Here is a 19454-nt window from a genome sequence, read left to right as displayed (position 1 = left end):
AATGGATTATAAAAAAACAGTTGGAGAAATATTACGTGCTAAACGAGAGGAGAAAGGGCTTCTCTTAAGGCAAGTTGCTGCTTTGCTCGAAATGGATACAGCAATTCTGAGTAAAATTGAAAGAGGGCAAAGAAATATCAATAAGGAACAGGTTTTTAAACTCGCAGATATTTTGGGCATAGAACGAGAAGAATTACTTATTCAATACCTCAGTGAGAAAATTGCAATTGAGCTAAAAGACGAATCGTTGGCGGATAAAACTCTTAGAGTTGCCGAAAAGAAGATAAAGTATATGTCACAAACTAAATAATAAACCTCGAAATATTTCAAAAATTGAACAGGATTGAATACATCAACAAGATCACTACTTGTGCAGCGAGATTTGTCCACGAAGTGGAAGGGTTTAATGCAATAGGAAATTATCATATTAATATCCATGCAGAGAATTTTTTGGTACCGTTATTAAATGAGGTTTTCGGGTTGGAACTTGAAAATCTTAATTCTACAAAAAAGAAAAATTTTCCAGCAATTGATCTGGCCGACTTTAAGAATAGGGTGGCTTTTCAAATTACGTCAACATCTTCTCTTGATAAAATTAGGACTACGCTCGAAACATTCTCAAAGTATGACCTACAAAATGAGTTTGATGTACTCTACTTATATATTCTCACAGAAAAGAAGCCGCAATACAATGATGCAAAACTGAAAGATGTAATACCCGATAGTTTTGGGTTTGAGTCAAGTGACCATATTATAGACAAGGACGTTATTCTTCAGAAAATAAATGCTATAAGCTCAACGCCCAAAATTCAAGCGATTTCTAAATTATACGAGCATGAGTTTTCGGATATACAGATTGAACAGCGCCAGCTTAAGTTCGAAAATGGATACTTGAATAACGAGCCAGAAGATATTTCGCCTAACATGGTTAAAATATCATTTCCGAAGGTTTTGTATAAGGCAGAATTGTTTATTAATGAAGAAGCTATCCTCGAAAATCTAAACGATTATTTGGAGAGTATTGGAAAAAGGAAAGTGAAAAAGTTGAAGCCAAACACACTGGTCAAAAAGGCTTTAAAACAAAATAAAGTATATTTTGAAGACTGGATTTTACATGAAAAGTGTATTTATACTTTTCGGGATTTATCTAAAAACAACGAACCATTGAGAAAAATTATAGATGCTGGCACAATAACTACTTTGGATTGTAAAGACTTCTACGAACAAGATGAAGCGAGTAACAAAGTATTCAAAAACCTTTTAAGAAAATCTCTGATCCAACTTTGCTATTATAAAGGAATAGAATTCTTCCCGCCAAGAGGAATTTTCAGATTTGCCAATTCAAGACCTCCTAAAGCAAAGCAAATTAGATGGAAGGGTAAAAAAGAGTCTACCAAGACAGTAATATTCGAAATGACAAATAAGAAGGAGGGGCACATAATCTGTTATAGACACTTAGCATTCAAAGCATCTTTTTTAAATTTTGAAATAGATTGGTATTTGGTCATAAATCCAACATGGAGCTTTACAAATCCGGGTGGATATAGGGAAAGTCGATTTGAATCAGCATATATGGCAGGAATAAAACGACTTGAGAATAACAATTCTGTTTACAATTACTTTAGATTCTTTGCGCACTACTTATCTTATACGGACCTGTTTGTTACTGAATATCCATACCTGCAGACCTCGAAAAATGAGCCATTAAGTTTATCTCCTAGCCTAGATGAACAAAAATGGATACCCGTTAAAATCGTTGAAGAAACATCTGAGTTTACTCCAACGGAAATAAGCCTTGATAACGAATTAACCAACTCAATTTTTTCTGATCAATGAAATTAAGATATATAGAAGAACCATCATTACAATTTGGCTTAGGACATCAGATTTGTCCTAAAAGTGGCATTTACAATTTTAATCCATTTGATATTGATCAAGTTAGACCTGAAAAAATCACCATTGGAGTAGTTGGAAAATCTGACAGTGTTGATGCAGTTTTAGAATGGATAGAATCATGCAAAACCCATATTGATGGAAAACAAAGTAAAACCCCACATCCCAACCTTTTTCTAAATTTTTGCGGTTTCAATAAAAGTATAGGCTTTAAGTGCGAGATCAATTATGATGATACATACCTAAGAAAGTTAAATAACTCTGATTTAGAGAAAATCGTCAAGAAAAGCAACTCCCTGGAAACGATAATTGCAGAAATTACAGAACTCTATTTAGCTGAAATCAAATTCTTATCTAAAAACAAAAAACCAGATGTAATTCTTTGCGCTTTGCCTGAAAATTTAATGAAACATATTACCGAAGCTAAGGCAAAAGCTTCTGGTGAAGATGAAGAAGAAACTGAAGTTCATGAACGTGATTTTGATGAAGATGAGGTTTCTTCAAAAGAACAGAATTTCAGGAGAAATCTTAAAGCAAAGGCAATGCAATATAATGTGCCTATCCAAATCATTAGGGATAGAGTTGCAAAACCAACCAAAGAGATGCAAGATCCTGCAACGGTTGCTTGGAATTTTTTTACAGCATTATACTATAAAGCTTCAGGAACGCCTTGGGCATTGATCAGAAAAGACACTGCTGAAACTACTTGTTATGCCGGTATAAGCTTCTTTAAAAGTAGAGATAGAAGCTCAACACAAACAAGTATTGCCCAAATATTTAATGAGTTAGGGAAAGGTGTCATTTTAAGAGGTGAGGAAATTACTTTGAAAAAAAACGATAGAACACCACATCTAAGTGAAGATCAAGCATTCAATCTTCTAAAGCAGTCCCTAACTGAATATTATGAAGCCGTAAAAATTTTTCCGAAAAGACTAGTAATCCATAAGACCTCTAACTTCAGTGAAGATGAAGTTTACGGGTTTACCCAAGCAGCTCGTGATTTGCATATAAATCAAGTTGACTTAGTTTCTATACAAACATCTGATTTAAGATTATACAGGAATGGCAATTATCCGCCGATGAGGGGAACACATTTCGCTATGAGTTATAAACACCACTTGCTATATACAAGAGGATCTGTGCCGTACTACGAAACGTATCCAGGTAGATATATCCCTCGAGCCATTGAAATAAAATTAGCACAACATGATGAATCTCCAAACATCATTTGCGATGAAATCCTTGCATTAACCAAAATGAATTGGAATAATACACAATTTGATAGGCAGATGCCTATTACAATTGAATGTGCGAGAAATGTTGGAGAAATATTAAAATATTTGAACCAAGAAGATAGTATGCAGCTTAAATACAGCTTTTATATGTAGAGACTATGGAGAAAGCCGAAAAAATAAAACAATTACTATCCAACCAATTTGAGTTGGATTTATTTGAAGCTTCAATTGCTAGCTTAAATGATCGAACAAACAAACTTCGCTTTAATAATTTTGCATGCTCTATAAGGGAGTTGTCACGACATTTTTTATATAACCTTGCTCCGGAAGAACGTGTGAAAAATTGTGTTTGGTTTAGCCCCGAAACTGCAGACGGAAAACCTACAAGAAACCAAAGAATTAAATACGCAGTCCAAGGTGGAATAGACGACACTTTTTTAGATCGTTGGGGATTTGAGGTTGACGAACTCAAAGACATGATAAAGGATGTAAAAGAAACAATCAATACTTTAAGCAAGTATACCCATATTAATCCTGAGGTGTTTAATATTAGCGATTCTGAAATTGAGCGTATGAGCCAAGATGTACTTAACTCTTTTATTAGTTTGGTAGAAACAATTGAGAACTATCGTGAAGATCTTAAACAATTCCTTGATGGACATATCGAAGAGCATATGGTATCATCCGTTGTAACTAATTTTTTTGAGAATGTTGATCGACTTGCACCTCACCATTCACTGGAATATAGTGAAGTGTCAGAATATCATATTTCAGAAATTAATGAATATGAAATTGTAGTGGACGTCTTTGGAGATTTACATGTGATTCTTGAATATGGGTCTAATAAAGAAAGACGTGAAGGTGATGGATTAGACTTGCCAGAAACATTCCCTTTTGAAACGAAGATACGCTATCAAATTGAAGAGGATTTTCCGTCCTCTAAGTTTGAGGTCGATGACTACGATGTGGATACTTCAAGTTGGTATGGAGACGATGATGATGAAATATAGTCTTAAGCACTGAAGATAGCTTTCTTAAAATCATCAACATCGCTTCCAAGTAGTAGATAACTTGAAAACCCAATCTCTAAAAGAGATTTCCCAACTTTCTCATCATCAATATCGCTATGGGCAACCAGTTTGATTGCAGGGTACTCTTTCCTTAATTCTTGAAGCTGTTTAAGCACATTTTGGTCGTAAAAATCCAAGTCAATAATACAGACTTTGGGGAGTTCATTCAATGAAGACAACTGTGTTAGCCCATTTTCAATGCTTTCTGACCGAGATAGTATTTCCATTCCAGATGCAGCGAGATCTTTGCAGATGTTATCGGTTACAGGGCTTTTGTCATTGATAAAAGACAGGGAGATTGTTTCTTGTACAGTACCAGTTTTCATACGTTACCTTTTTTTGAGTTAGATGAAGTTCCTGCACAAAAAGAAAGCGCAGGCAACTACACTTACCGCACATTGAGGTACTGGTATACCCGACAACGAATAAGCGAGCGCCCACGCCTATGGCATGAGCGTTCTTCCTTATCGTCCCGTTGTCTAAAAATTACCAGTTTTCAATGTGGGACTTAAAGCAAAAACACTTTAAGTATTTCTATATTTTACATAGCAAAGATACTAAACTCGTTTCGATATAGAAATATGATTGCTTGAAATCCGTTACTTGTTCTTTTGTCCATTGCAGACATAGTTTTGTTCAAGTATCCGTAAAAGGTCGGTTTGCTTAAAAATGATTTTGCCGCCTATCTGGATGTATGGGAGTATTTGGTCATCACGATATTGCTGTAAAGTCCGTCTGCTGATATGTAACAGCTTGCACACATCTTCGCCCGAAAGATATATTTCACCGTTCATTACAGGACGGTAGTTTTTTAATATCTGTTCAATACGATTTCGTAGCTGTGTAATCATTTTCCTGTGGGCGATGATATCGTCACTATCATTCGTGAATAAATCCATTTTCAGTAGTATTGTCCAGCTGTCCGGCTTCGAGCAAAGCCTGTACATCTGAGCGTTTATAATAATTTTTACGGTTCAGTTTTGAATACGGTAATAGTCCTTTGCTTTTGTGGGTCTGTAAAGTCCGCTTGGTAATGTTCATCATCAGACATACTTCCTGGTTATCGAGCCATTGTTCCGCTTTAAAAATGGGCGTATATTTCTGTGTGGCATTTTCGGTCAATTCCAAAAGTGCTTTTAGCTCATTTTTCATTCCGTCTAGTGCCGACTTTTGTATTGCAATTACTTCCATTGTTTGCTCAATTTTACTATGGAAGTCGAATTTATAAATGCTTATGATAGCGTTAGAAAATGTTGCAGGCTTTGGCTCTGAAAGGTAGTGTTTGGCTCCGCGATAAATTTCAGCATAGTTTATTTTGTAAATTTGAAAATTATAGGTTAATAACAAATTCAATAAGAATTTTTAAATGGCATTATTACAAAAAGGCAAATCAAACTATCCGTTTTGGGGAGCATCAATAAATTTAATTACAGGACTTGACCCATTAGGGCTTCAGACAACTTCAGAGGCAACTTATGCAACGATGTTGCCCGGAATTTCTAACTTGACTAATCGACTGCGGTACTATGGCTTTTATTGCTGGTTATTAGATTTTTACTTTAAAACAGAGAAAAAGGGAAATTCAAAAGAGCAATACCGCTTTATTCGCAGGGCTGAGTTAATGATTGCTATCATAATGCAAAGTCAGCGGAAAGCAGTTCAGCAAATTACAGGAAGTAATTTCGCATCAAACCTACTCAACACGATTGAAAATGATTATTTTGATTTAGCTGAGGGGGCTGATAAAGACGGTACAGACAAAAATGTGTATTGGAAATATCCGTCCGGTGCTTTTGGGCAATATTATTATGGGGCGATGCAAGCTCTTTCATTAATTATTACTGCGGTAAATGATTTTGGAGACGTTGTTTACAATATAAGCCAACCACATCCCAGACAAAAAGTTTCAGGAAAACAATTAGCTAATGCTTTTGAGATATCATTATCCCCCCAAATAAAAGATTTATTTTACAGCAACATAAAAAAAGGAAAGCTTTACCAATCGGATATACCAGAACTAATCAAATATTTTGCGATTGAGACTATAGAAACTGAAAGCAGTGAATGGCAATTGTATATGGAAATGCTCCTTGACAAAGATGAGCCAAGCCAAGAAGTTGAAGAATTGGTGACTTTTCATAGAAGAGAAACCATTTTATCGCTAATAAAAACAGCGGTTCAAAACGATAATGACTATAATTGGTATAAATTTTTGCTCGAAAGCTATCATAAAAAATTAGGTTCAAGCACTCAACCCGAAACAGAAACAAACATCGGTTGGTATTGCTATCAACTAAATGAATATTGGCAATACAGTTGCGGAACAATATTTTGGGCATTGCTGCAACATCTTTACGATTTTCAACAAGACCAATATTTGCCGTCTTTTGTTGAGAAGTTTTCGGATAGCATCTCAAAAGAAATTTGCAAAGATTTTAACCAATCAATACAGCCCACATCTTTAGTTTCAGAAATTTTATCACTCATTCCAGATACGAACGACGAAGAGGAAACGAAAAGAGCAATCAACCAAACCAACGACCCAATTCTTGCTGGTAAATACGGTTTCATGCTTTTACTTCAGCTGTTCAAAAATAATAGAGAACAATTGCATCCTTTGAAAGAATTTATGAGTAGAAAGAGAACAGAAAGAGATGGAAATATGGTTGATGGCATCCTTACAGTTCATAAAGCAGAGAAAGAAATTCTTAAAGATTTTGTTGAACAATTTATTTTACGCAAAATAATTTACAGACACACAATGGTTGCCCTTAGAAAAATGGGTAATGGCTCACAATCCACGCATAAATTTTTTATAGAAGAACAATACATCCGTTTCATCGACATATTTCCACCAAGAAATACATCGCCGAGAATGAATGCTTTGCAAAACATAATGTTTGATTTGCAGGTAATCGACGAGGAAAAGGTTTTGTCTCCGCTTCACACAAAACTTTTGGTTGACTAATGGCATTAGAAAGAGAAAACATTTTGACTTTAATTGGAAGCAGAAGATACCATTCTTGTATTCTTACCACTTTCAGCTTTGACTTTTACTTTTTTGAAATGAAAGCAATGAAATGGTTGCGTTCGTGTGGTGTGAGAAACATTAATGTTTTTATTGACGGCTACTATTATTCAGAGTTGATGCGACAAGCCACTGGCGAAGAAATGCAACTTACTGCCGGTTATTCACTTTATCCTGTTTTTCAAAATTCAGTATTTCATCCAAAAATCTGGATGCTATTTGGCGATAAGGAGGGTTTATTAATTGTTGGTTCAGGAAATCTTACCAATTCGGGAAATGGAAACAACGATGAAATTTGGGGAGCATATCATTTTGATATTCGTTCGACCGAGAACGCCCCAATATTTTCATCTGCTTGGAATTATTTATCGATGCTTTCATCAACAGTTAAAGGTCAGATGAATGAAAAGACCACAAGGTGGATAATTGAACATTCAAAATGGCTTAATGAATTACCAGCAGTAAAACCGTTTGAATTTTTAAATACTTCACAAAAAGAGAAAGTTGCTTTTTTATTCAATTCCGAAACCTCTTCGATTTGGAATGAGCTATTAAAACATATTAGCAACGAAAAAATTGTTGAAATTACTACCATTTCTCCATTTTATGATAGCAAAGGAAAGGTACTGCAAGAGCTTAAAAATCTTTTCCCAAAAGCAGATATTAATGTGGTTTTAGAAGAAAGTGGTTTTATTCCATCGGCAATGGATTTAAGTAAAACATTTTCATTTTACGACTGGTGCAATGCTGGTATCAGTAGAGTTCAATATTCGAAATCTGATAATTCAAACTCTAAACTTCACGGAAAGATTATCCATATTAAAACAAAAGATGGTAAAGAATTTTGCCTTTTCGGAAGTGCCAATATAACACCGGAGGGCTTGGCATTAGCAGGAAAAAATGCAAATGCAGAAGTTTCACTTCTTATACGATCTGAAAAAGGTGGCTTGCTTAATAAATTAGGCATAAAATTGAAAGTTGGCAACAAAAAACAACTTTCAGATTTTACTTCTACAGCTCATAAATCCATTTATGAAACGATAATCAAGAATAATAAATTTCAGGTTCAACTTCTTAGCGCAGAATTGATTTATGATGAGCTTACAATTCACTTAAATGGCAATTTCTCAGAACCGTTTAAATTTATGCTTTTTGATAAAGAGAACCGATATTTTCATTCCCAAACATTCTCGAAGTTTGAGCAAGAACTAAAAGTAAAACTCAATGCAGAATTAGGTAGTTTTCAGTACGTTCAATTGGCTAATATGGAGGATGAATTTGTATCAAACAAACTTTTGGTGTCTGATTATTTTCATCTTGCCAAAACCCATCCAAATCCTAAAACTGAAGACATAGAAAGGATTTACAGCGAAATCCAAAATGGAGAACTAAGCAAAGTTCTCGACTTGTTGCATTATGCGATAATTGATGAAACGGAAAACGAAGAAAGTGCAAGTATTCTGAATAGCCGTAAAACTACAGATGCAAAAAGAGACGGAAACAACGAGCCCGAAAAGCTGTATGACCTTTCTTCTTACAAACCAATTGAGCATTCTGCGTATGAGAAAAGTCTTTTGCTTTCTTCTCTTTCGCTTCGGGTTTTAGATGTTTTAAAATTCATTCACTCAAAATCTCTGTCCATAAACAGACAGATTGATATTAGCATTGATGAACAGGAAGAAAATTTAGGTAACATTGATGGCAATGAGAAAAACGAAGTAAAAATAGTTCGTAATCTTTCTTTTGCGTTGCTAAAGTCTGAAAAAAGAAAATTGACAAGCTATTTTGATAATCTGTATTATAATCAGCAAGAACTTCTTTATGGTAACAATAGACCCCAAAACTATAAACCCACATTAACAGACTTAACCAAATATTTGATAACGCTTGAGCTGATACTTGAATATGGAGGCAAAACAGAAAAATACGACGAGCAAGAAAAGCAACATTTCTTTAGCTATCTTCCGTTTAGCAACAATTATGACAACAATAATGTGAAAGGTTGTTGTTTAAACTTAATAGGCGACTTTTTAATGTTGGCAAGAACAGGCTTTAAAGAATACGAATTTGATTATACAAAAAAGAAAGTTGAGGAATTAAAAGCCGATGCACTTGTAAACACGATTGTTTGCCTGATAAACAATTATTGGAAAGATGGCGAGATGCATTACTTTTTTTCAATGCTTCTAAACACGCTTCATTATTTAGGGTGGAAAAATATTGATGATTTTGAAAATAATTTTGATGATTTGCAAATTAAAATCAATCTTAGAATTTCTGACCTAAAACAGCGAACCAAAGGACTTGAACAGAATCTGATGGTGTTTTATTACAAAGTTTGTCCAGCATTTAAAAAAGTTATGAAGCAACTTGCAGAAAAAAACTTCGATACACTGGCAGTTCAAGGTCAAATTATTTACAAATCTCCGTGGGGTTACAGCTATGTTCAATCAGTAAATAAAATAAATGACTTTACGCTAGTTAGACCAGGCTTTATGTGGGATGATGTTAAAGAAGATTATATAAAACATAGCCCAGATGAAATATATTTGCCGTTAAGGCTCTCTTCTTTTATTTGTACGGATTTGTAGTCATAAAAAATCGGATAACCTTTTGGGCTATCCGATTTGCTTTTAAAATTCTGTAATAATTATCTGCGTTGGGCAGGTTGTTCGGTTGTTACGTCAGGCTGCTGTTTTTCCTTTTTTTCAAGGGAATAAACCCATAACGACAACAGCCCAAATATAATCAACGCATAAGCTATCCATTTGCCAACCTTTTCAATCAATTTAATGAAAATCGAACTTTCATAAGATGAGAACCCCTCAGTTCCCATAGAGCTGCGCCTGTAAAACTTTCTACGGTTAATCCAGTAACGAAGTACCAAGCCTGCAACCAAAAATATGATACCTATAACGAGTGATGCAACCATAGTTTATTTCCACTATTTGAATTTACAAAAAAATATTTGTTTAGCCCCTGAACGATGTGTATTCAATACAAAAACGGCTTACCAATCCAATAAGCCGTTTTTTATGAATTGACATGCTGTATTAATCACTACTGTTAAACTGAAAAGTTATCTGCTTTTCGTTCCCGAAGTTATCCGAAATCCAAACCTCAAAGGATTGAGATACTGCAGATGCCGAAGTATAGTACAAACGGAACTGCTCGGTTGGTAACTCATACAGATCATTAGGTAGGTACGGCGGCTCATCGTAATACCTAAGTGTGCCCTTTCCGTCAAACTGGAAGTAGCGAAGGAAATATTGCGTGCTGCTATAATTTCCAGTTCGCTGTATTGTAATGCGGATCTCTACCGTCTGGCCGTTGGCAACATATTTAGGCACTGGCATCACTTTGACCTCAAAAGGAAAGTCCTTTTGTATTTCGAGTTCATCATCTTTGCTACAAGATACCAACGTAACCGAAGCTGTGAGGATTGCCAGGAATACATATATCGGCAGTAATCCTATTCTGAAATTATTGAATATTGCTATCATTGTTTTCTGTTTTAAAAGTTAAACCTTAATCCCATACCTACCGACGGTCGGAACTGTTCTAAGTCTTTACCCCAAAGGACTTTTGTACGCCCTTGCAGGACTAATACAAATCGGTCGGACAGGTACGTTTCAAATGTGAGCCGTCCACCAGCTCCGTAGATAAAATTGTCCTCGCTCAGTATCTTCGATCCGTCATACAACATAGCTTCGCCCCGGTTAATGCTTTCATAACCGACTACGCCTGTTATTCCTAAATTCAGCGTGATGTTTTTTCGGGCATCGCCCAACAAGTAGAAACTGTAACCGCCTTCGGCACTATAACTTTCCTGCGGTATGCGCAGGTCTTTATAGTCGTGGTATTGGTGTGTATATTCCAATGCCCAAAGCTGGTAATTGCCGTTTTTACCATTTACAGTCATCGCTACACTGATGTAATAATCATTGCCAATCTTATCATTGGATAATACGCCTGTGCTTATTTCCAAGCCTTTCTGTTTAGGCAGCATTCGTTGTGCCTGTGCCATTGTGATGCCCATTAAAACAAGCATCACGGTATAGATATACTTTTTCATTTTATTGCTATCTTATTTAAAGGGTTATTAAAATTTCAGGTGCATATCGTTAATCAAACGAGCCTTGATTAAATCAGAGTTTTCTATCTGAAGTGTTTGATGCCTGCCACCGTTTTTCTCGAAAATCTCAATCAGTAATACCTTGTCATCAGCAATGGTAAATTGGTCTAACATGAACACGTTTTGCTCGATGGTTTTTCCACCGATCTCGTCCAATGGTTTGTAAGTGCGTAGCGGTATCATCGGACGTTCCTGTACTACGGTACGTTTGGCTACCTTTTTATCCACTACCTTGAAATTCACAAAATCAATCTGAAATGGCACATTGGTACGGTTTCTCAATTCCGTATGCAAATAGTATTTGCCGTTGTGGATGTAAATGCCTTTGAGCATAAACTGAATGCCGAAGCTCTTAGCTCCAATATGCTTTACAATGCGTTTGTCTTTCTTGTAAATGGTTTCCAGTAGCAAGCCTGCCAGCGAGGGCGAATTGTTGCCCAATTCTTCAAAAAGCACATCGTTACCATTGGCTTTATCTACCGCTTTCTGCATCGTGAGCAGGTCATAGCTCATTGCCGCCGGGTAGGAACTGTAATACACGTTGAAGTTGTAAAAACGACCGTCATTCGTGATAACGGAAAAATTGGTTTCAGGCTCAAAGTCCCTTACAGATGCTTTCACACGCAACACGTTTTCTGCATCTTCGGCTTTTCCTGCTATCAGGTATTCGCTGCCCAAGTCCACATAACGAATGGCGGTCGGGAAAATCAAGTGCGAAGTTTTATCGTAAGTTACTTCCATACGGTACGGTTCTATCTTGCCCAGGGCAAGCGGCGTTCTGATGGTGTCCTGTGCGTAAGAGTTTACGGCAAAGCCGAGTATCAGGGCAAAAGCCCAAAAGGTTTTTAAATGATTTTTCATTGTTTTATTTATTTGAGTTCAACATTATTTTTTAGATACAAGAAAGACCTGATAGCCCGCTTTCAGTGTAACCTTTGGCGTTCTTACTTTCTTGGCGAAATAGCCTGAGATACCCTGTACCACGCCACGGCTTAAATCAGCCGCTACCTGCTGTCCGGCATTCTGCGTGAGCATTACGCTTGTTCCCCCTGTCTGGCTCATATTGGCCGCCATTTCGGTAAGTGCATTCATTTCCGGCGAATACGGAACGTACAAGCCTTGCTGCCCGTCCAAATCGTAAATGATTATATCTACCGGAATGATGTTGCCCTCCAGTTCTACGGAGGTAACTTTTAATTGTAGCCTGCCATTCTGAAATTTTGCATTAGCCGTTACAATTGTTCCTTTGGGAATGGTACGTTGCGGGGTTTTAGCAGGCTCTAATAGTCGTAAGCGCACACCCGTTTCGCCAACTACTGTCTGGGCTTCGTTTACACAGGCTTTGATGCTGTTTTTAGGCTGTACTACCTCTTCAGTAGAACCTGCGGTATAGAACCCGCGGCTTTTTGTTTGGCTCCAATCGGCTGCAAAGGCACTGTCCGACGGTTCACGGTACAAGGCTGATACAATGTTCTTTCTTGTTGGTGTGAACGATACAAATTGCTCTTTTTGGTTAGCACCTGCAGCCCCAGTAGTTGCACCGTTGGCAGGAGCAGCATTTCCGGTGTTAGCATTTTGCGGAAGATACTTTGCAGCCATTTCATAGGATTTCTCCATTAATTTGAGTTGGTCGTCAACGGTGGCCACAGGTGGCACATCTTTCTCGGCCAGCTTTTCTTTCATTTCGTCCAGTTGCCTGCGGAGTTCCATTGTTTCAGAATTATTATCCTGATAGAATGAACCCAATGTGCTTTGCATATTTCTGTAGCTGTTCAATCCATGATTACCGTTTCTTCCCGAATTTCTGCCGCCACCGCCAAAGCCGTTGCTTTCTTCATCTTGTTCAGGTAAACCTTCTTCATTGTCAGCAGATGCACTGTCTTCAGTATTCCAATAATCAGAAAGCGTGGTCAGTGCATTGCGCTTTTCCTGCTCTTTGCGTTCGAGCATTTCCTGTTCATACGCCTTGCCTTTATCGGCAGGCATTCCTGCCCCGGTAGCCTGTGGTACGGCATCGTTTAATCCGATGTTCTCCACCGCCTTTTTGTCTTTCGACGGTTTAAATATCAGGTACATACAGCCGAGAAATACCACTCCCATTAAAAGGAATATAAGTGGCTTTTTGAGTTTGTCGGCTTTGTTCTGTGCGCCGTCTTGCAACACATCAGCAGTTTCATTCGGGTTCCCCTCCGTTACCCGAACAACCGATTTTTTGTTCTCATTTTCTTTCATAAATCTGATTTTTTAAAATTGTTGATACACTATCCGGCAACCTTGCAGGATTTCCATTTTTAAGGACAGGGTTCTCAATATGTTTAATGACCATATTGTTACCTGACTTTGAGGTGTCGTACATCACTTTGCCAATGACCACTACGGTGAGCAGTAGGTAAACCACAAAGAAGTACAGCGTATATTGGCGCTGTTTGCGCAAAGGCAACGCCCGCCAACGTTCATCGAGCCGGTCAAAGTACCTGTCCATATTTGCTCTTAATTTTTTCATAGCCTTACTATTTGTTGTTACAGCTTGAAACGCTTAGGACTTTTACCCGCCTGTTGCTTTGGCTCATCGTTGACCAGTGCGACCGCTTCCGTTAATTTGGGTGCAGATATGACGGACAGGTTTGCCAGTTCTGATTTTTTAAGCAACTGCCCGAAGCCGTCTTTCTTGGCTATTTCCATACGGCTAAGCGAAAATTTGCCATTCAGGTATTTTACCCACATACTGCATTCTACACGGGGCTTGTCATCACCCGACCATTGTAGGTAGCCTGTCAGAAATAAATCCTGTTTAGGTAAATTGTCTGCACCTTTTTGGCAGCTTTTGAGGAATTCGCTGATACTGTCTTTCAGCTTTCTGGCATACGCACCCTGCGTATGGAAATAGCCGTTATATCCTTTGTCTGTAAGGATTTTTGCGAACGTTTTTAAATCTGATAATGCTTCCATAAGATTGTTTTTAGCGTTCGATGACTTCGATATCCCTGTTTTCCACGACTGCAAATTTTTCAATATTGAAACCTTGCGGGTTGTTGTCAGAGCGAACGGAGTTAACGAGATAGCAGGAAGTAATCAGGTTACGTCTGGTTACATTGCTTGACCGGATGATGAACTGTTTGGCATAGGTGCGCACTGCATACGGGTAGTTGTCGAAGTTGCACACGACACTATCTACCTCTATGCGTTGTTGCACGTTCCCCGAAATAATCCTGCTGTAATAGCCCTTTTCCGATAAGTCTTTGTAGTAATCAAAAGCACTTTTATCGGCAAGGTTGAATGCCCTGCTCATATTGCTTTCAATAGCATTCTTGTCGGGGGCAAGCGTAAAGAACAGTTCGTGGAAACGTCTGACGTGTTCCCTTGCTTCAACCGGGCGGTTGATGCTTGCATCCTGCGACAAGGCAAGCATCAGGGATTTACCATTATCCAGTACATAGATTTTTTGGCGTTGTTCTTCTGCAAAGCGGTAGGAACGCCATACGGCGTATCCTACCACACTGGTGCAGAGAACCGCAAACACAATGGCATATAACCTTATCTGCCTAAAGCTGTTTTCGATATTTCTTAGCGTTTTAAATTCCATTTTTTAGAATGATTAATTGTTTATTTATTCATCAGTTTACCGCCGATGTTTCCAACTGTCGAACCTGCGCCTGCTCCGGCGATATTTCCGGCTTTCATTGCCGTGGAGTTTACATTGCGGGTAAAGTTCCCTGCGCCTCCGGCTTGGATTACCCAACCTGTTACTGTCGGTATAGTGAAGTACCCGATGATGCCGATAATCATAAAAATGATGTACACGGTATTGCTCGTATCAGGAATGTAGGTGGGGTCGGCAAGCATTGCTATATCCCGTTCTAAAATGAGGGATTGTATTCTTGCCAACATTGAGCTGAACAAATCCGAAACGGGAAGCCACAGGTAAACGCTTACATACCTCGTGAGCCATTGCGTGAGCGTGGACTGAAAGCCGTCCCATACGGAAATAGCAAAGGCTATTGGTCCGAGTATGGAGAGGACTATCAGGAAAAACGTTCGTATGGTATCAATGACCAAAGCCGCCGCCTGAAAGAGTATTTCCAATAGATTGCGAAACCAGTCCTTTATCGCCTTTTCAATCTTGTAGGCTTGCCTGTCCATATACATACCCGCCATTGTACCAATGTCGGACGGCGACCAACCCAGTTCGTCCAGTTTCTTATCAAACTCTTCGTCTGATACCATATAGGCAGTTTCAGGATTTCTGACCATTGCCTCATATTCCAACTGGTCTTTCTGCTGTTGCAGCTTGTTCAGGTCAATCACCTGGTCTTCGAGTATTTGGTGGGTTCCTACAACCACCGGGCTTAACACTGCATTGATGGTTCCCAGTACGATAGTCGGGAAGAACATAATGCACAGCCCCAAAGCGAACGGGCGCAGCAGAGGGAACATATCAATAGGTTCGGCACGGCTTAAAGCCTGCCAAACCTTTAATGCTACATAGAACAATGCTCCCAATCCCGCCAAACCCTTAGCTACTGCCGCCATATCGCCTGCAAGCGGCATCATATCGTCATAAAGCGATCGCAGGAGTTCGTGAAGATTATCCCATTCCATAGTTTACCAGTATTTTTGGTTAGCAGTTCCGTAGAGTTCAAGCACTCTTTGGGCATCGTTTTTCTTTTTCGCTCTTAGGTAGCTCACAGAAATGTTCTTAGTGGTGTAGTAGCGTACAAGGCTGTGGTAATCCTTTACCTCTTTGTACACACGGTCAATAATGTCCATACGCTCTTTGTCATTCAGCGAAAGGCTTGAAGAGGTTACAATCTGCTTTAGTTCTTTCAGCAGTTCGGTACTTTCATTGAGCAGTGCCGAATAACCGTTGCCAATAGCGACCAATTCCTGTGGCGAAAAATTGGGGTCGTTCATCATCTTGCCGAAGTTCTGCACGTACATTTCGGACACATCGCCCACCAAGAGTACGGTTTGCTGCACCTTACGGGCATCTTTTACAAGGTTGTTGATAGCTTTCAGCTTGTCGTAATACTCCTTGCCCTGGTCGTACACTTTCTTTACTTCGTTGAAGTTCTTTATCACATTACTCACGGTGGAAGAAGTCTGTATGATTTCATTCGCACTGTTGATAATCCCTGAAGCCAAATTAGCGGGGTCGGTTACAACCCATTGGGCTTTTGCTGACGGTGCTACGGCGAGCATCAGTGCCGTACACACCAGATACATTACTTTTTTCATTGTTCTGATTTTTTAAATTGTTAATGACTATTGATTTGAATTGTCCCGCCGTTGCATTGCGATATGCTTAATAGCGAGTTCTACGTTACCATCGAGTTCCGCAGCAAGCTGCATCACTTCCATCTTTTCGGTTTCCTCTGTGGTGTAGGCGAGGTATTCCTCCAAACTAACTTCGGTGGCATAGACTGCCGAGTGCGTACCACCTAAACCAATCCAAACCTCTTTGTACAAGCGGCTTGCATCGTTGTTCATATTGATGGAAAGTACCTGACCTTTTTCTTTGTCGGTAAGCCCCAACATTGCCTGTATATCATCAAACTTGTTCATATACTTGCGTTGGTCTAAAAGGATTTTACAGTCGGAGTTATTGATGATACTTTCTTTCACAATGGGCGACTGGATGATATCATCGACCTCCTGTGTTACGACAATGGCTTCTCCGAAAAACTTACGCACGGTTTTGAACAAATACTTGATGTATTCTGCCATTCCCTCTTTTGCAATCGCTTTCCAAGCCTCTTCAATCAGGATAAGTTTGCGAATACCTTTCAGTCGGCGCATTTTGTTAATGAACACCTCCATAATGATAATCGTGACTATGGGAAAGAGGATTTTGTGGTCTTTTATCGCATCAATTTCAAACACGATAAAGCGTTTGGAAAGAAGGTCTAACTGCTTATCGGAGTTGAGCAAATAATCGTATTCTCCTCCTTTGTAATAGGGTTCGAGAACATTCAGGAAATTGGCAATGTCAAAATCTTTTTCCCTGACTTGTTTCTCCTCCAATACTTTGCGGTAGTCGTCTTTTACATACTCATAGAAGCCGTTAAATGACGGATAAGTATCATCTTGTTTGATACGTTCGATGTAACCGGAAACAGCATTGGACAATGCTACTTCTTCCGACCTTGTCGGCGGTTCATCGTCCCGTTTCCAAAGAGTGAGTATCAGAGTTTTGATACTTTCCCGCTTTTCGATGTCGAACACGCCGTCATCGGTATAAAAGGGATTGAACGCAATCGGGTTATCTTCGGTGTACGTGAAGTAAACACCGTCTTCGCCTTTGGTTTTTCCTTTGATGAGTTCGCATAATCCCTGATAACTGTTACCCGTATCTACGAGTAGAACGTGAGCACCCTGTTCGTGATATTGGCGTACCATATGGTTAGTGAAGAAAGATTTTCCCGAACCTGACGGACCAAGTATGAACTTGTTTCTGTTCGTGATAATCCCACGTTTCATCGGCAAATCGGAAATATCCAAATGGATTGGTTTTCCTGTAAGCCTGTCCGCCATTTTGATACCGAACGGAGAGGGCGAATTGTGGTAATTCGTTTCTTCTGCAAAGAAGCACAAGGCAGGTTCTATAAACGTATAGAAACTTTCCTCACTCGGAAAATCGCCAGCATTGCCTGGCATTGCAGCCCAATACAATGTGGCAACGTCTGTCGTGTTGTGGCGGGGCTTACACTCCATTAGTGCCAACGCACTACCGCAATCGTTCTTTAGCTGTTTGAGTTCCGCAGGGTCTTCCGACCAAGCCATAATATTGAAGTGTGCTCTTACAGAAGATAGCCCGAAGCTGTGTGCTTCGTTCAGATACTTCTCAATCCACTCCTTATTGATTTGGTTCGCCCGACTATAACGGGCTAAAGAGTGCATATTACGGGCAGATTTCTCAAACTTTTGCAGGTTGTCCTCGCTGTTATCCAAGAATAGGTACTGATTGTAAATGTGGTTACAGCTCAATAACAACCCTACAGGTGCAGCAAACGACAAACGGCAGTCGCTCCGGTCGGTAGATAGCTTTTCAAAGCGGGTATCAGCCGAAACAGTTGCAGGCAGGTCGTCCGTATCGGACAAGGTGTGCAAAGACAGCCTTTTGTTGCCGATACGCACTTCTTCCGCTCCTAATGCGATGTCCTGCATTGGTGTTCCGGCTTCTCTCGAAAGTGTAAGGTATTGTTCCAGCAATCCCTGTTTTTCGTCTGTTCCGATGATGTCGTCTTCGGTCAAACGTCGCAGGTTTACAAAACCGCTATCATTCACGATACGTTCAAACTGTGCGACCGCTTCCATAAATTGATGTATCGTTTCCTTATTGATTTCCTTTGGAATAAGCGTACCCTTGCAAAGCGAACTGAAATTGCTTTGCATACGCATTCTGTTCTTGGTCGTTTTTGTCAGGAACAGGTAGCAATAATGGTTCAGGAATGGTCGTTCGTTGAAATGCCGTTGATAGCTTTTGGAAAGAAAACTCTGGTCTTCCTGTGCCAAATCGGGAGTGTAGCTTTCTTTGATATACCAATCTTGCTTGTGAATGACTGTAAAATCGGGTAATGTCTTAATCGCCTTATGCCAGGCGGAGTGAATAGCTTCGTATTCAGCCGATGCTACCGTAAACAGCTCAGGCAATCGTACTTCAAAACAGGCGGTTATGTCCGCATCTTTGGACAGGATACAGTTGTTTTCTACTGCCAAGAGTGGAAACTTATGTTCCAATGTGGTTGTTTTGGCTACATTTCTCATACGGCTTTCGGTTTAGGAGTGAATTTTAAATACCTGCGTACAGGCTTACGACAAATAATGTAGCGAGGGTGTCGTTTTCTCGCACCTACTTTCATTAGTCCGTGTTCTCTGTACTTTCGGTTCAGCGAAAAGGTCTGCCATACAATGAGCGAAGCACCGCCAGCTCCGAGAAACAGGCAGACGTAATTACTTACGCCAGCCATATACAATATCATCACGAAGATGAGCGTACCGAGCAGACCACCAGCGAATATGAACAGGTATTGGGCTTTCAGCCCTTTAAATTCCACTGTCCTGCCAATGCCTTTGTTAATGTTATAACTGTTCAT

The 19454-nt window shown here is 39.2% G+C and carries 21 protein-coding genes; 6 read left to right on the top strand and 15 right to left on the bottom strand.

Going from position 1 to position 19454, the window contains the following annotated elements; all coding sequences use genetic code 11:
• Nucleotide 1 precedes the first annotated feature (1 nt).
• Genes QYC40_RS12445 through QYC40_RS12430 form a run of 4 tightly spaced genes read left to right on the top strand, consistent with a single transcriptional unit; the run spans nucleotide 2 to nucleotide 4138 of the window.
• The gene (locus QYC40_RS12445) at nucleotides 2-310 is read left to right on the top strand and encodes a helix-turn-helix domain-containing protein (protein ID WP_002993154.1); all 309 of its coding nucleotides are present in this window, start codon (nucleotides 2-4) and stop codon (nucleotides 308-310) included.
• A gap of 23 nt (nucleotides 311-333) precedes the next feature.
• Nucleotides 334-1836 (top strand): SMEK domain-containing protein, encoded by a 1503-nt coding sequence (locus QYC40_RS12440; protein WP_301990501.1) that lies wholly within the window; start codon nucleotides 334-336, stop codon nucleotides 1834-1836.
• A complete protein-coding gene (locus QYC40_RS12435) occupies nucleotides 1833-3281 on the top strand; it encodes a hypothetical protein (protein WP_301990500.1) in 1449 nt (482 codons plus the stop codon). The genes QYC40_RS12440 and QYC40_RS12435 overlap by 4 nt, the downstream gene beginning before the upstream one ends.
• A gap of 5 nt (nucleotides 3282-3286) precedes the next feature.
• Complete coding sequence (locus tag QYC40_RS12430) at nucleotides 3287-4138, top strand: hypothetical protein (protein WP_002993157.1); 852 nt, start codon at nucleotides 3287-3289, stop codon at nucleotides 4136-4138.
• Between the two features lie 2 nt (nucleotides 4139-4140).
• Here the strand turns inward: QYC40_RS12430 and QYC40_RS12425 are convergent, their stop codons facing one another.
• From QYC40_RS12425 to QYC40_RS12415, 3 genes are all read right to left on the bottom strand, one after another.
• Complete coding sequence (locus QYC40_RS12425) at nucleotides 4141-4524, bottom strand: response regulator transcription factor (protein WP_002993158.1); 384 nt, start codon at nucleotides 4522-4524, stop codon at nucleotides 4141-4143.
• A 273-nt stretch (nucleotides 4525-4797) separates the two neighbouring features.
• Nucleotides 4798-5097 (bottom strand): helix-turn-helix domain-containing protein, encoded by a 300-nt coding sequence (locus tag QYC40_RS12420; protein WP_301990499.1) that lies wholly within the window; start codon nucleotides 5095-5097, stop codon nucleotides 4798-4800.
• Entirely contained in the window at nucleotides 5078-5389 is a 312-nt protein-coding gene (locus tag QYC40_RS12415; RefSeq protein ID WP_037459849.1) for a helix-turn-helix domain-containing protein, read from the bottom strand. The genes QYC40_RS12420 and QYC40_RS12415 overlap by 20 nt, the downstream gene beginning before the upstream one ends.
• Nucleotides 5390-5564: 175 nt before the next feature.
• On the opposite strand from QYC40_RS12415, the gene QYC40_RS12410 reads away from it, so the two are divergent.
• Together QYC40_RS12410 and QYC40_RS12405 are read left to right on the top strand one after the other, a co-directional pair.
• Nucleotides 5565-7166, top strand: coding sequence for a hypothetical protein (locus QYC40_RS12410; protein WP_301990498.1), 1602 nt, complete (start codon nucleotides 5565-5567; stop codon nucleotides 7164-7166).
• Nucleotides 7166-9817, top strand: a complete 2652-nt coding sequence (locus QYC40_RS12405) for a hypothetical protein (protein ID WP_002993164.1) — start codon at nucleotides 7166-7168, stop codon at nucleotides 9815-9817. Before QYC40_RS12410 ends, QYC40_RS12405 begins: the two co-directional genes overlap by 1 nt.
• Nucleotides 9818-9876: 59 nt before the next feature.
• On the opposite strand, the gene QYC40_RS12400 is transcribed toward QYC40_RS12405, so the two are convergent.
• The 12 genes from QYC40_RS12400 to QYC40_RS12345 all read right to left on the bottom strand — a co-directional run bounded on the left by QYC40_RS12400 (nucleotide 9877) and on the right by QYC40_RS12345 (nucleotide 19454).
• Nucleotides 9877-10158: a molybdenum ABC transporter permease gene (locus QYC40_RS12400; protein ID WP_099372366.1), complete on the bottom strand. Its 282-nt coding sequence runs from the start codon at nucleotides 10156-10158 to the stop codon at nucleotides 9877-9879.
• A 121-nt stretch (nucleotides 10159-10279) separates the two neighbouring features.
• Nucleotides 10280-10729: a DUF3872 domain-containing protein gene (locus tag QYC40_RS12395; protein WP_002993167.1), complete on the bottom strand. Its 450-nt coding sequence runs from the start codon at nucleotides 10727-10729 to the stop codon at nucleotides 10280-10282.
• A gap of 11 nt (nucleotides 10730-10740) precedes the next feature.
• Nucleotides 10741-11301: a conjugal transfer protein TraO gene (locus tag QYC40_RS12390; RefSeq protein WP_002993168.1), complete on the bottom strand. Its 561-nt coding sequence runs from the start codon at nucleotides 11299-11301 to the stop codon at nucleotides 10741-10743.
• Nucleotides 11302-11328: 27 nt separating this feature from the next.
• Nucleotides 11329-12222, bottom strand: coding sequence for a conjugative transposon protein TraN (gene traN / locus QYC40_RS12385; RefSeq protein WP_002993169.1), 894 nt, complete (start codon nucleotides 12220-12222; stop codon nucleotides 11329-11331).
• A gap of 24 nt (nucleotides 12223-12246) precedes the next feature.
• The gene (traM, locus tag QYC40_RS12380; RefSeq protein ID WP_002993170.1) at nucleotides 12247-13593 is read right to left on the bottom strand and encodes a conjugative transposon protein TraM; all 1347 of its coding nucleotides are present in this window, start codon (nucleotides 13591-13593) and stop codon (nucleotides 12247-12249) included.
• Nucleotides 13580-13864 (bottom strand): hypothetical protein, encoded by a 285-nt coding sequence (locus tag QYC40_RS12375; protein WP_002993171.1) that lies wholly within the window; start codon nucleotides 13862-13864, stop codon nucleotides 13580-13582. The genes traM and QYC40_RS12375 overlap by 14 nt, the downstream gene beginning before the upstream one ends.
• Before the next feature lie 17 nt (nucleotides 13865-13881).
• On the bottom strand, nucleotides 13882-14310 hold the full coding sequence (locus QYC40_RS12370; RefSeq protein ID WP_094280382.1) for a hypothetical protein: 429 nt from the start codon (nucleotides 14308-14310) through the stop codon (nucleotides 13882-13884).
• A 10-nt stretch (nucleotides 14311-14320) separates the two neighbouring features.
• The gene (gene traK / locus QYC40_RS12365; RefSeq protein WP_002993173.1) at nucleotides 14321-14944 is read right to left on the bottom strand and encodes a conjugative transposon protein TraK; all 624 of its coding nucleotides are present in this window, start codon (nucleotides 14942-14944) and stop codon (nucleotides 14321-14323) included.
• 20 nt (nucleotides 14945-14964) lie between these two features.
• Nucleotides 14965-15960 carry a conjugative transposon protein TraJ gene (traJ, locus tag QYC40_RS12360; protein ID WP_002993175.1) on the bottom strand — a complete coding sequence of 332 codons (996 nt, stop codon included), beginning with the start codon at nucleotides 15958-15960 and terminating at the stop codon, nucleotides 14965-14967.
• 3 nt (nucleotides 15961-15963) lie between these two features.
• Entirely contained in the window at nucleotides 15964-16596 is a 633-nt protein-coding gene (locus QYC40_RS12355) for a DUF4141 domain-containing protein (protein ID WP_002993177.1), read from the bottom strand.
• Nucleotides 16597-16623: 27 nt separating this feature from the next.
• Nucleotides 16624-19125, bottom strand: coding sequence for a TraG family conjugative transposon ATPase (locus QYC40_RS12350; protein ID WP_002993178.1), 2502 nt, complete (start codon nucleotides 19123-19125; stop codon nucleotides 16624-16626).
• Nucleotides 19122-19454, bottom strand: coding sequence for a DUF4133 domain-containing protein (locus QYC40_RS12345; RefSeq protein ID WP_002993179.1), 333 nt, complete (start codon nucleotides 19452-19454; stop codon nucleotides 19122-19124). Before QYC40_RS12345 ends, QYC40_RS12350 begins: the two co-directional genes overlap by 4 nt.

Origin of the sequence: Sphingobacterium sp. BN32 (assembly GCF_030503615.1) — a bacterium.
Lineage (GTDB): Bacteria > Bacteroidota > Bacteroidia > Sphingobacteriales > Sphingobacteriaceae > Sphingobacterium.
The sequence above is the reverse complement of the archived record's forward strand: the minus strand, read 5'-3'. Positions and strand labels throughout refer to the sequence as shown.

Bases quoted from the DNA above. Each gene is read 5' to 3' on its own strand.
- QYC40_RS12445 (WP_002993154.1), top strand. From the start codon at position 2: ATGGATTATAAAAAAACAGTTGGAGAAATATTACGTGCTAAACGAGAG.
- QYC40_RS12435 (WP_301990500.1), top strand. From the start codon at position 1,833: ATGAAATTAAGATATATAGAAGAACCATCATTACAATTTGGCTTAGGA.
- QYC40_RS12430 (WP_002993157.1), top strand. From the start codon at position 3,287: ATGGAGAAAGCCGAAAAAATAAAACAATTACTATCCAACCAATTTGAG.
- QYC40_RS12425 (WP_002993158.1), bottom strand. From the start codon at position 4,524: ATGAAAACTGGTACTGTACAAGAAACAATCTCCCTGTCTTTTATCAAT.
- QYC40_RS12420 (WP_301990499.1), bottom strand. From the start codon at position 5,097: ATGGATTTATTCACGAATGATAGTGACGATATCATCGCCCACAGGAAA.
- QYC40_RS12415 (WP_037459849.1), bottom strand. From the start codon at position 5,389: ATGGAAGTAATTGCAATACAAAAGTCGGCACTAGACGGAATGAAAAAT.
- QYC40_RS12410 (WP_301990498.1), top strand. From the start codon at position 5,565: ATGGCATTATTACAAAAAGGCAAATCAAACTATCCGTTTTGGGGAGCA.
- QYC40_RS12405 (WP_002993164.1), top strand. From the start codon at position 7,166: ATGGCATTAGAAAGAGAAAACATTTTGACTTTAATTGGAAGCAGAAGA.
- QYC40_RS12400 (WP_099372366.1), bottom strand. From the start codon at position 10,158: ATGGTTGCATCACTCGTTATAGGTATCATATTTTTGGTTGCAGGCTTG.
- QYC40_RS12395 (WP_002993167.1), bottom strand. From the start codon at position 10,729: ATGATAGCAATATTCAATAATTTCAGAATAGGATTACTGCCGATATAT.
- QYC40_RS12390 (WP_002993168.1), bottom strand. From the start codon at position 11,301: ATGAAAAAGTATATCTATACCGTGATGCTTGTTTTAATGGGCATCACA.
- traN (WP_002993169.1), bottom strand. From the start codon at position 12,222: ATGAAAAATCATTTAAAAACCTTTTGGGCTTTTGCCCTGATACTCGGC.
- traM (WP_002993170.1), bottom strand. From the start codon at position 13,593: ATGAAAGAAAATGAGAACAAAAAATCGGTTGTTCGGGTAACGGAGGGG.
- QYC40_RS12375 (WP_002993171.1), bottom strand. From the start codon at position 13,864: ATGAAAAAATTAAGAGCAAATATGGACAGGTACTTTGACCGGCTCGAT.
- QYC40_RS12370 (WP_094280382.1), bottom strand. From the start codon at position 14,310: ATGGAAGCATTATCAGATTTAAAAACGTTCGCAAAAATCCTTACAGAC.
- traK (WP_002993173.1), bottom strand. From the start codon at position 14,944: ATGGAATTTAAAACGCTAAGAAATATCGAAAACAGCTTTAGGCAGATA.
- traJ (WP_002993175.1), bottom strand. From the start codon at position 15,960: ATGGAATGGGATAATCTTCACGAACTCCTGCGATCGCTTTATGACGAT.
- QYC40_RS12355 (WP_002993177.1), bottom strand. From the start codon at position 16,596: ATGAAAAAAGTAATGTATCTGGTGTGTACGGCACTGATGCTCGCCGTA.
- QYC40_RS12350 (WP_002993178.1), bottom strand. From the start codon at position 19,125: ATGAGAAATGTAGCCAAAACAACCACATTGGAACATAAGTTTCCACTC.
- QYC40_RS12345 (WP_002993179.1), bottom strand. From the start codon at position 19,454: ATGAACAGTTATAACATTAACAAAGGCATTGGCAGGACAGTGGAATTT.